This is a genomic window from Streptomyces sp. AC627_RSS907 (assembly GCF_019049165.1).
The window spans coordinates 1-597 of record NZ_JAGMUE010000909.1 but is presented as its reverse complement, the minus strand read 5'-3'; the positions used below and the strand labels follow the sequence as shown (position 1 = coordinate 597).

The 597-nt window shown below is 73.9% G+C and carries 1 pseudogene; it reads right to left on the bottom strand.

The features are described from left to right. Nucleotides 1-597 (bottom strand): annotated as a pseudogene (locus KUM32_RS39395) (cell division protein FtsK); the annotation flags it as partial.

Sequence of the window (597 nt, the reverse complement as noted above, 5' to 3'; positions counted from 1 at the left end):
GGCATGCCCAGCAGCGTCAACAGCCGGGCGGACGTGGGCAGCGCGGCGTCGGCGTCGTCCCGGCTGACATCCCGCACCGGGGCCAGGGAGCGGCTGATGAGCTCGCACCACTCGGGCGTGACGTGGTCGGCCAGGACGGAGCCGACCGACTCCAGGCCGCCGCCGCGCACGAAGAAGTGGGACGCGGACTGCGGCGTCCAGTTGACGACCGCCGCGCACTCCTCGGGGAGCAGCCGCTCGTCCTGGTCGGTGCACAGGGCGTAGATGCCGTGCCGTGGGCCCTCCTGGAGGAGTTGGGGCAGCCCGGGGACGCGGCGCAGGAGGCGCGCCCCGTCCAGTACGAGCAGGACGAACGGGTCGGGCCGCAGCGGCGTGATCGACATGCCCTGCCCGGAGCTGGCCGCCTTGCGACGGTCCAGCTCCGTCAGCAGCTCGCTCACCCGACGGCTGATCGTCTCGGCGTCCGTACCGACGAGCGCCAGGCAATCCTGGCCCAGTTGGGGCGCGCAGTGCGGCAGCCAGCGCGACCAGCTCCAGGACCGGCCGGCGTCCCGCTCGGAGGAGAGCACCACCAGGGACAGGTCGCGCGGGCAGTCC